This is a genomic window from Rhizobium sp. P1_E1, from assembly GCF_056406015.1.
In genome coordinates this window covers 1-9602 of record NZ_JBFUAY010000176.1, presented here as the reverse complement: position 1 = coordinate 9602, position 9602 = coordinate 1, and the positions used below count along the sequence as shown (strand labels likewise).

Below are 9602 nucleotides of genomic sequence, written 5' to 3'. Positions count from 1 at the left end.
TCCTCAACCTCGGGGTCGAGGGATTGATGGCCTTCGGTGCCGTGCTCGCCTTCATTATCGTCTACCAGGGCGGCGGACATCTCCTGGGCTTCGTCGTCGCGGGGCTCGGCAGCGCTGTCCTTTCCCTGCTCTTCGCCTTGGTCACACTGGGATTCCGGGCAAACCAGGTGGCAGCCGGCCTTGCCATCGGCATCCTTGGCCAGGGCCTCTCCGCGCTTTTCGGCAAGACCTATGAAAGCCTCACGGTCAGGGGACTTCCGAAGCTTGCCCTTCCCGGGCTTTCGGAATTGCCGATTGTCGGCGGCCTCTTCGTCCAGGACATCGTCGTGTGGATTTCACTCACCGCGACCCTCGCTCTCTGGGCCATATTTGCCTACACCAAGCTTGGGCTCATCGTCCGCGCCGTTGGCGAGAACCCGAAGGCCGCTCACGCGATCGGCTATTCGGTAATATCAGTCCGCGTTCTCGCTATCGCCTTCGGCGGTGCGATGGCCGGTTTCGCCGGTGCCTATGCGTCGGTGGTCTACACCCCGCTCTGGGCCGATGGAATGATTGCCGGGCGCGGCTGGATCGCCATCGCCCTCGTCGTTTTCGGGACCTGGCTCACCGGCCGTATCTTCCTCGGGGCCTGCCTCTTCGGGGCGGTCTCGCTGATGGGGCTTGCAGCCCAGGCAACCGGACTGGACGTTCCCTCGCAATTGCTCTCGAGCCTGCCATATCTCGTCACGATCATCGTGCTCGGCATCATCTCCGCTGACCGTCGTCTGCTGAAACTGAACGGCGTCGCTTCACTTGGCGAACCATTCGAGCGATAGGGGTGCGGAAGGCGGGTTTCGGGATCAAACGCCTACTGCATAATTCCTTAAAAGGACGCGCGGCGCTGTAATGTGTCGACGAAAAAGCCCGTGGTCAGCCGCGATCGCGTTTCTTGCCACCGCGCGCGTCAAATTGGACGAGCAGCGACTTGAGTTCGATCTCGCGAACGCGTCTTGCCGCTTCATCCGGGCTGACCCATTCGAGAATACGCTGACCCCGCTCCTTGAAATCGCCGCTGATCTCCGTGACTTCAATCTGAAACATGTCGACGATACAGGGCGCCACATCGCCATTGTCGAGTTCTTTCAGATAGGTATAGCGGCCGACCGGCTTCTTCTTCACCACCCCGCGTACGCCTGCCTCCTCCCAGGCCTCGATTGCTGCTGCTTCGAAAGGCTTTTTCCCCTTCATCGGCCATCCTTTCGGGATGACCCAGCGTGCGCTCTCGCGAGACGTGATCACCAGGATTTCGACCTCGGATCCGGCATTGCCGTGACGGAAGCAAATAGCACCATATTGTTGACGGAATGCACCGGCGAACAGCACTTCAGGAACAGCAGCGAGCTGTCGCAGCAGTGGTTGGGACTTGTCCGGTCGAGGCTTCCTGGCTTTTTTGCTAGGTGTCATATTGATTGAATTACCGAATTTGCATGTTGCTTCAATTGCCTGAGCGTGTTTATGACACTTTTATGACAATCGGCCGCACGAGGAAGGTTCGCAGGCATGATGAGCATTTTTCGCAAGCTGATGCCACGGGAAGACAGATTCTTTGAAATGTTTTCCAAGCACTCGAAGACCGTCGTTGCTGCGGCGCACGCCCTCGATCAACTTCTGAAGGGCAATGACGTTCAGGAAAACTGCGATCGAATCGTCGCATTGGAAAACGAGGCGGACGACGTCACGCGTGACGTTCTTCTTGCCGTTCGACGAAGCTTCATCACGCCCTTCGACCGGGGAGACATCAAAGACCTCATTCAGTCGATGGATGATGCGATCGACATGATGCACAAGACAGTCAAGACGATCCGCTTGTTCGAGCAATCCAGCTTCGATCCGCTCATGCAGGAGATGGGCAGTGAAATCGTCAAGGCGGCAAACCTTGTCGCGGAAGCGATACCCCTCCTCGACAGATTGGGAGCCAATGCGCAGCGCCTCGCGGCCATCGCGGAGGAGGTCACCCGAGTGGAGGGACGTTCCGATGAACTCCACGACCAGGGTTTGAAGGATCTGTTTCTGCGACATGGCGCCAGCGGCAATGCGATGGCCTACATGATCGGAAGCGAAATTTACGGAGAGCTGGAGAAAGTCGTCGACCGCTTCGAGGATGTCGCCAACGAAATCAGCGGCATTCTCATCGAGAACGTCTGATGGAAGCCTCCCTCGCTCTGCCGCTGCTCGTCGGCTTGGTCGTCGTCGCCCTGTTCTTCGATTTTCTCAACGGTCTGCATGATGCGGCCAACTCGATTGCCACGATCGTCTCGACCCGCGTCCTGCGGCCGCAATATGCGGTCGCCTGGGCAGCATTCTTCAACTTCATCGCATTCCTGTTCTTCGGCCTGCACGTGGCCGAAACACTGGGGACCGGCATCATCGATCCTGCGATCGTTTCGCCTCAAGTGATCTTCGCCGCACTCATGGGCGCCATCATTTGGAATATTCTTACCTGGATTTTCGGGATTCCGTCGAGCTCGTCGCATGCGCTTGTCGGTGGGCTGGTGGGGGCCGGTCTGGCAAAGGTGGGCTTCAGCTCGATCGTCTGGAACGGCCTCCTAAAGACCGTCGGTGCCATTTTCCTTTCGCCAGCCATCGGCTTCCTGCTTGCCCTCGTGCTGGTGCTCGCCGTCTCCTGGTTATTCATCCGGCAAACGCCGTTTGCGGTGGATCGCACATTTCGCGTCATGCAGTTTGTGTCTGCTTCGCTTTATTCGCTTGGCCACGGCGGGAACGATGCGCAGAAGACGATGGGCATCATCGCGGTGCTCTTGTTCAGCCAGGGATATCTCGGCCCGACATTCTACGTGCCTTTCTGGGTGGTCATTTCCTGCCAGTCGGCAATGGCTCTCGGGACGCTCTTTGGCGGATGGCGGATCGTTCATACCATGGGGTCGAAGATCACCCGGCTCAATCCCATGCAAGGTTTCTGCGCAGAGACGGGCGGAGCGTTGACACTCTTCGGAGCGACGTGGCTCGGTATTCCCGTTTCGACGACGCATACCATCACCGGAGCAATCGTTGGAGTGGGCGCAGCTCGTCGTGTCTCAGCCGTGCGCTGGGGATTGGCCGGCAACATCGTGATAGCCTGGATCGTTACGATGCCAGCGGCTGCAGCAATATCCGCAGCGTTCTACGGCCTCGTATCCTTGCTGCAATGAAATGAGGTGATGGTGAGGCAATCGCCACGCTTGCCCTTCCCTCTTGAGCTTTGCTGCTGGCAAATACCGACGAATAAAGCGAGCAGAACCCATTCTGCCGCCTGCGTCATCGTAGCTTCGATATTGCGTGCACTGCACAAATAGAGCGCTCCCATGACCGCCACTACGCTAGCAATCGCACAAAACGGAAGCAGAAAATAGAAAGCCTAAGAAATAAGCATTCGTCAATTCTTACCATTTCTCCTTTTGCTTCATGCTGTTACCAATTCCTCTCGAAATTGGCACGCTGCTTGCAGGTTCTGAGACGCATCGGTCAACGGCGACCGGTGCAGATAGGCGCGGCATAAGCGCCTACAACAGACACCGACGTCGCAAGGTCTTTGCAATCCGGGATTCTCTCATCCCTGGACGCAAATTCCGGCGGCGTTTTTTTGTGTCCAAATTCAGCCAGCAGAGGGAACCTGCGCATGACAAAGAATTTGCAGACTGGGATTTCGACAACCGGCATGACTCGCCGCAGCATGCTCAAGACGACCGCAGCGGCTGCCCTCATCGGCGCCGTCAAGACCGCCTTTCCGTCCGGCGCCTTCGCAGCCGGGGCAGGCCCTGAGGTGGCAGGTGTCAAGCTCGGCTTTATCGCCCTCACCGATTCCGCACCGCTGATCATCGCCAAGGAAAAAGGCTTTTTCGACAAGCATGGCCTTCCGGAAACGGATGTGGCCAAACAGGCATCCTGGGGTGCGACCCGCGACAATCTCGTGCTGGGCGGCGCAGCAAACGGCATTGACGGTGCCCATATCCTCTCGCCGCTCCCCTATCTCATGCATACCGGCAAGGTGACGCAGAACAATAAGCCGGTGCCGATGGCGATCCTCGCCCGGCTCAACCTCGACAGCCAGGGCATTTCCGTCGCCAAGGAATATGCCGAAACCGGCGTGCAGCTCGATTCCTCCAAGCTGAAGGCGGCATTCGAGAAAAAGAAGGCGGAGGGCAAGGAGATCAAGGCTGCCATGACCTTCCCGGGCGGCACTCATGACCTCTGGATCCGCTACTGGCTTGCCGCCGGCGGCATCGATCCGAACAAGGACGTTTCGACCATCGTCGTGCCGCCGCCGCAGATGGTTGCCAACATGAAGGTCGGCAACATGGACGTCTTCTGTGTGGGCGAACCGTGGAATGAGCAGCTCGTCAACCAGGGTATCGGATTTACCGCAGCCACCACCGGCGAGCTTTGGAAGGGCCATCCCGAAAAAGCGCTCGGACTGCGCGCCGACTGGATCGAAAAGAATCCCAATGCTGCCAAGGCCCTGCTGATGGCTGTCATGGAGGCTCAGCAGTGGTGCGAAAGCATGGACAACAAGGCGGAGATGGCTGACATTCTCGGCAAGCGCCAATGGTTCAACGTTCCGACGAAGGACGTACTCGGCCGCCTCAAGGGCGACATCAATTATGGCAACGGCCGCGAGGTCAAGGCCACCGACCTCTATATGAAGTTCTGGAAGGACGGCGCCTCCTACCCGTTCAAGAGCCACGATACCTGGTTCATGACGGAGAACATCCGCTGGGGAAATCTGCCGGCGAGCACCGACATCAAGGCGTTGGTCAACCAAGTGAACCGCGAAGATATCTGGCGCGAGGCCGCCAAGGATCTCGGCGTCGCGGCGGCCGATATTCCCGCATCGTCTTCTCGTGGCAAGGAGACTTTCTTCGACGGTAAGGTCTTCGACCCGGAAAATCCTTCCGCCTATCTCGACAGCCTTTCGATCAAGGCTGCCTCCTGACCCCCGCCTCCGGCGCGCGACGGGCGCGCCGGCCTTTCATTCACGTGAGGAGCGCGTTGATGTCCGCCCTGGCAAATAAAGAAAATCCCTCCATGGCCGCCTCTGCCAAGCGGGCAGCAAAGGTTGTGCCATTTTCCGGCAAACACGGATCGCGGATCGATTTGCGGCGAGCGGTACTGACCGCACTTCGCAATGTCGTCCCGCCGGTCGTCGTGCTGGCACTTATCCTGCTCGTCTGGCAGGTGCTCTGTTCATCGGCCGATGCGTCTTTGCCTTCGCCGCATCGGGTCTGGCAGGATAGCTTTGACCTTATCGCCTTTCCGTTTTTCAACTACGGCTCCCAGGATATCGGGCTCGGCTGGCGCGTGCTCGTTTCGCTGCAGCGCGTCGTTTATGGCTTTGGCCTTGCCGCGGTCGCTGGCGTCATCGTCGGTGCGATCATCGGCCAGTCGGTCTGGGCGATGCGTGGCCTCGATCCGATCTTCCAGGTACTGCGGACGGTTCCGCCGCTCGCCTGGTTGCCGCTGTCGCTCGCGGCATTCCAGGATTCCAACCCTTCGGCGATCTTCGTTATCTTCATCACTTCGATCTGGCCGGTGATCATCAACACCGCCGTCGGCGTCCGCAATATCCCGCAGGATTACCGCAATGTCGCCGAGGTGCTGCGCCTCAATCAGTTCGAATTTTTCTGGAAGATCATGCYGCCATCGGCAGCGCCCTACATCTTCACCGGCCTCAGGATCGGCGTCGGCCTCTCCTGGCTCGCCATCGTCGCGGCCGAAATGCTGACGGGCGGCGTCGGCATCGGCTTCTTCATCTGGGACGCGTGGAACTCGTCGCGCCTTTCGGACATCATCGTCGCGCTCGTCTATATCGGCATCGTCGGCTTCGCTCTCGACAAACTGGTGGCTGCGCTCGGCAAACTCATCACCCGCGGCGCCATGGCCAACTGAGGGAGGTATTTATGAACGCCTATCTTAAGCTCGATCATATCGACAAACATTTCGATCGGAGCGGCGTCCGCGCCGAGGTCCTGAAGGATATCAACCTGACGATATCCGCAGGCGAATTCGTCTCGATCATCGGCCATTCGGGTTGCGGCAAGTCCACTCTCCTCAACCTTATCGCCGGCCTGACGCCGGTTTCGGCGGGCGCCGTGTTGCTTGAAAACCGAGAGGTCAACGGACCGGGACCGGAGCGCGCCGTCGTCTTCCAGAACCACTCGCTGCTGCCCTGGCTGACGGTCTATGAGAACGTCAATCTCGCCGTCTCCAAACTCTTCAGCAGAACGAAGACCAAGGCCGAGCGGCATGACTGGGTCATGGCCAACCTCGACCTTGTGCAAATGGCGCATGCGAGGGATAAGCGGCCTTCGGAAATTTCCGGGGGCATGAAACAGCGCGTCGGAATTGCCCGCGCGCTTGCGATGGAGCCGAAGATCCTGCTGCTCGACGAGCCCTTCGGCGCACTCGATGCGCTGACCCGCGCCCATCTTCAGGACGCGGTGATGGAAATCCACGCACGGCTTGGCAATACGATGGTGATGATTACCCATGACGTCGATGAAGCGGTGCTGCTGTCCGATCGCATCGTCATGATGACCAACGGCCCGGCGGCCCGTATCGGCGAAGTGCTCGATGTGACCATGCCCCGCCCCCGCCATCGCATCGAGCTCGCCTCCGATCGGACATATCTCAAATGCCGTGAAGCCGTGCTGAAATTCCTCTATGAACGCCACCGCTTCATCGAAGCGGCGGAGTAGAAACCGGGAAATAACCTCGGCGCTTGCCGGCCTTGATTTTTTCGTCTTCGTGGCGGGTCCGGCAGCGCCTGATTTTAGGCGTTGGCCCCCCCTTTACTCCCCGGGCGTTGCAAAGACCGCGCTGGCATCGCTGACAATTTCCACATGGGAATATGCCGCCTGCCCCGCGGCGGCTGCGTCCGCGCGCATGATCGCGGTGACGATCCGGCCGTGCTCCTCATAGGATTTTGCCAGACGCCCTGGCAGACGGAACTGCGCCCGCCGAAAAGGCGCAAGCCGCGCCCGCGTCTGCGTCACCATCTCGAAGACATGATCATTATGCGCGCCACGATAAAGCCGGGTGTGAAATTCGGTATTGTGAGCCGAATATTCTTCCTCCGCGCCGGCATGCACGAGCCTCACCGATCCCCGATGCTCCAGCTCCAGCGCGCGCCGCTCGTCGACCGTCATACGCTCGGCCGAAAGCCTGGCGCAGATCGCTTCGAGTTCGGCCATCGCTTCGAACATCGAATGCAGATAAGCCTCGGTGACATTGGTAACGACGGCACTACGGTTTGGCTCACGCGCAATCAATCCCATGGCGCCCAGCTCACGCAGAGCCTCGCGTACCGGCGTGCGCGAAACGTCGAAACGAACCGCGAGCGACACCTCGTCCAACTTCGCGCCCGGCAGGATTTCACCCGTGACGATCATGTCGGCAATCGCTCGCACCATCTGTTCGACGGTGGTTCCGGTACGGATCACTTCTCTGCGCCTAGTCTGCTTCACAATACGAATCTGCTCACGTCAACATTCTGCATACAGATGCGGTTCGAGACTCGATAAGTCAAATCTAGTGGAGAAGATATTGTTAAATTTTCGCTTTCTGATGCACGAGCACCTCAGGCAATCCGACTTTATGCCAACCGCGCAGTAACAATGAACAAGAAATATCTATTGATTACTTTTTGCGCAAAGATTCGATCAATCTGCATGCACTTTGCAATGCGCAGATCTTGTCGTTTCAGATAAGCTATAAAAAACAATATATTATTTTCTGGCACATGCATTGCATGCACTTTTCTGTACCCGTTCACAACCGGCCCAGCGCCGCAAGGAGCATTCCGATGACCAAACTCCTTTCCATGAACCGCCGCAATTTCCTCCAGGCTTCCGCTGCCGGTGCGCTCGCCGGCGCCATGCCCGGCCTGATCGGCTCCTCCGCCGCAGCCCAAACCGCGCTGACCGTCGGCTTCATCTATGTCGGCCCCAAGGACGACTACGGGTATAACCAGGCGCATGCGGAGGGTGCGGCCGTTATTAAGGCGCTACCGGGCGTGACGCTGGTCGAAGAAGAGAATGTGCCGGAAACCGTCGACGTCCAGAAGACGATGGAATCCATGATCAACCTGGACGGCGCGACCCTGCTCTTTCCGACCTCCTTCGGCTACTTCGACCCACACATGCTGGCCGTGGCCGCTAAACATCCCGACATCCAGTTCCGGCATTGCGGCGGTCTCTGGCAGGAAGGCAAGAACCCGGCCAATACGGGCTCCTATTTCGGCTATATCTTCCAGGGCCAGTATCTGAACGGCATCGCCGCCGGCCATGCGACGAAGAGCAAGAAGATCGGCTTCGTCGCCGCCAAGCCGATCCCACAGGTTCTGCAGAATATTAACGCCTTCCTGCTCGGCGCACGCACGGTCGATCCTGGTATCACCTGCCAGGTGATCTTCACCGGTGAATGGTCGCTTGCCGTCAAGGAGGCCGAAGCCACCAATGCGCTGGTTGACCAGGGCGCTGACGTCATCACCTGCCACGTCGACAGCCCCAAAGTGGTTGTCGAGACTGCTGCCGGCCGCGGCGCCTTCGTCTGCGGCTATCACGCCAACCAGAGCCCGCTTGCTCCCGAAAAGTACCTCACCGGCGCCGAGTGGGCCTGGGGTAACGTCTACAGCGACTTCGTCAAGAAGGCGCAGGCCGGCGAAAAGCTCGGCAACTTCGTGCGCGGTGGCCTGAAGGACGGCTTCGTGAAGATGAGCGCGCTCGGCCCCGGCGTGTCCGCGGAGGGCCGCAAGGCCTTCGAAGCCACGCAGGCGGAGATGATGAAGGGCGGCTTCTCGGTCTTCAAGGGACCCTTGAAGGACAATAAGGGCGACACCGTCGTGGCTGCCGACAAGAGCTATGCCGAAGACGCGATCGAGCTCGAAAGCATGAATTACCTGGTCGAGGGCGTTGTCGGGTCCACGGCGTAAGCCGCGAAGGGAGAAGCGCCATGACCATCGAGGCCAATGATCCCGCAATAGCCATCGTGGAAAAACCGGCTTCGCTACGCCCCGTCCTCGAATGGGTCGCGCGGCGAGCCGAGCCTGTTGTCATCGGCCTTGCGGCCATCCTGATCGGTCTTGCGCTCTTCTCCCTCTTCATCCTGGCGATCGGCAAGTCGCCGGCCACCCTCTTTCAACTGATGTATACCGGCGGCTTCGGCAGCTGGTTTTCGGTGCAGAACAGTTTAAGTCGTGCCGCACCCCTTCTCCTGACGGCACTCTGCGTCGCCCTGCCCGCCCGTCTCGGCCTCGTCATCATCGGCGGGGAAGGAGCGGTCGTGCTGGGCGGCGTTGCCGCCGCAGCCATGGCTCTGCCGCTCGCCGGCACCGCGCCTGTTTTCCTCACCCTCATTCTGATGGCAATCGCTGCCATGGTGGTCGGCGGCATCTGGATCGGCCTTGCCGGTTTCCTGCGCCATTACCGCGGCGTCAACGAAACCATCTCCTCGCTGCTGCTCTCCTATATCGCCATTGCCCTGATGAACCAGTTCGTCGAAGGGCTGCTGCGCGATCCTGCAAGCCTCAACAAGCCGTCGACCAGGCCGCTGCCGGCGGAATACATGCT

Annotated in this window: 10 protein-coding genes; 8 read left to right on the top strand and 2 right to left on the bottom strand. The window is 59.3% G+C overall.

Translation table 11 applies throughout. From position 1 onward, the window contains the following. Positions 1–815 (top strand): ABC transporter permease (locus AC1D1Z_RS30170; RefSeq protein ID WP_477852540.1); only part of this gene is annotated, 815 nt, incomplete at its 5' end. A 94-nt stretch (positions 816–909) separates the two neighbouring features. Here the strand turns inward: AC1D1Z_RS30170 and AC1D1Z_RS30165 are convergent. Beyond that, entirely contained in the window at positions 910–1443 is a 534-nt protein-coding gene (locus AC1D1Z_RS30165; RefSeq protein WP_113542875.1) for an NUDIX hydrolase, read from the bottom strand. 96 nt (positions 1444–1539) lie between these two features. Between AC1D1Z_RS30165 and AC1D1Z_RS30160 the strand changes: the two genes are divergently transcribed. From AC1D1Z_RS30160 to AC1D1Z_RS30140, 5 genes are all read left to right on the top strand, one after another. Continuing rightward, positions 1540–2184, top strand: coding sequence for a DUF47 domain-containing protein (locus tag AC1D1Z_RS30160; RefSeq protein WP_018246790.1), 645 nt, complete (start codon positions 1540–1542; stop codon positions 2182–2184). Then, on the top strand, positions 2184–3188 hold the full coding sequence (locus AC1D1Z_RS30155) for an inorganic phosphate transporter (RefSeq protein WP_018246791.1): 1005 nt from the start codon (positions 2184–2186) through the stop codon (positions 3186–3188). The genes AC1D1Z_RS30160 and AC1D1Z_RS30155 overlap by 1 nt, the downstream gene beginning before the upstream one ends. Positions 3189–3655: 467 nt before the next feature. Further along, positions 3656–4969 carry a CmpA/NrtA family ABC transporter substrate-binding protein gene (locus AC1D1Z_RS30150; RefSeq protein WP_018449136.1) on the top strand — a complete coding sequence of 438 codons (1314 nt, stop codon included), beginning with the start codon at positions 3656–3658 and terminating at the stop codon, positions 4967–4969. A 59-nt stretch (positions 4970–5028) separates the two neighbouring features. Further along, complete coding sequence (ntrB, locus tag AC1D1Z_RS30145) at positions 5029–5922, top strand: nitrate ABC transporter permease (RefSeq protein ID WP_477852535.1); 894 nt, start codon at positions 5029–5031, stop codon at positions 5920–5922. Positions 5923–5933: 11 nt separating this feature from the next. Beyond that, positions 5934–6731, top strand: coding sequence for an ABC transporter ATP-binding protein (locus AC1D1Z_RS30140; RefSeq protein ID WP_131647005.1), 798 nt, complete (start codon positions 5934–5936; stop codon positions 6729–6731). A 93-nt stretch (positions 6732–6824) separates the two neighbouring features. Here AC1D1Z_RS30140 and AC1D1Z_RS30135 read toward each other — a convergent pair whose 3' ends face one another. Then, entirely contained in the window at positions 6825–7499 is a 675-nt protein-coding gene (locus AC1D1Z_RS30135) for a GntR family transcriptional regulator (protein ID WP_018246795.1), read from the bottom strand. A 338-nt stretch (positions 7500–7837) separates the two neighbouring features. On the opposite strand from AC1D1Z_RS30135, the gene AC1D1Z_RS30130 reads away from it, so the two are divergent. Next, a complete protein-coding gene (locus AC1D1Z_RS30130; protein ID WP_018246796.1) occupies positions 7838–8965 on the top strand; it encodes a BMP family ABC transporter substrate-binding protein in 1128 nt (375 codons plus the stop codon). Between the two features lie 20 nt (positions 8966–8985). After that, positions 8986–9602, top strand: a 617-nt coding sequence (locus tag AC1D1Z_RS30125) for an ABC transporter permease (protein WP_477852532.1), incomplete at its 3' end; no start/stop codon positions are given.

Bases quoted from the DNA above. Each gene is read 5' to 3' on its own strand.
- AC1D1Z_RS30140 (WP_131647005.1), top strand. From the start codon at position 5,934: ATGAACGCCTATCTTAAGCTCGATCATATCGACAAACATTTCGATCGG.
- AC1D1Z_RS30160 (WP_018246790.1), top strand. From the start codon at position 1,540: ATGATGAGCATTTTTCGCAAGCTGATGCCACGGGAAGACAGATTCTTT.
- AC1D1Z_RS30130 (WP_018246796.1), top strand. From the start codon at position 7,838: ATGACCAAACTCCTTTCCATGAACCGCCGCAATTTCCTCCAGGCTTCC.
- AC1D1Z_RS30150 (WP_018449136.1), top strand. From the start codon at position 3,656: ATGACAAAGAATTTGCAGACTGGGATTTCGACAACCGGCATGACTCGC.
- AC1D1Z_RS30165 (WP_113542875.1), bottom strand. From the start codon at position 1,443: ATGACACCTAGCAAAAAAGCCAGGAAGCCTCGACCGGACAAGTCCCAA.
- AC1D1Z_RS30155 (WP_018246791.1), top strand. From the start codon at position 2,184: ATGGAAGCCTCCCTCGCTCTGCCGCTGCTCGTCGGCTTGGTCGTCGTC.